1 pseudogene is annotated in these 252 nt (G+C 71.0%); it reads left to right on the top strand.

The features are described from left to right. Positions 1-18: 18 nt before the first annotated feature. Positions 19-252 (top strand): annotated as a pseudogene (locus tag ACZ3HG_RS24330) (tRNA (adenosine(37)-N6)-threonylcarbamoyltransferase complex transferase subunit TsaD); the annotation flags it as partial.

The following is a 252-nucleotide window of genomic DNA, read 5'->3' as shown; positions in this document are numbered from 1 at the left end:
CGGAAAGGGATGGTGCTGATGGACGCGCCCCTCGTGCTCGGCATCGAGACCAGCTGCGACGAGACCGGGATCGGGATCGTCCGCGGTCGGCAGCTGCTGAGCAACACGATCGCCTCGAGCATGGACGAACACGCGCGCTACGGCGGCGTCGTGCCCGAGGTCGCAGCCCGGGCTCACCTCGAGGCGCTGCAGCCGTCGATCGACGCGGCGCTCGCCGAGGCCGGCGTGACGCTCGACGAGATCGACGCCGTC

The sequence above is a fragment of the Erwinia sp. PME.40.26/001 genome, from assembly GCF_055556675.1.
This window is presented reverse-complemented; position numbering and strand designations above follow the sequence as displayed.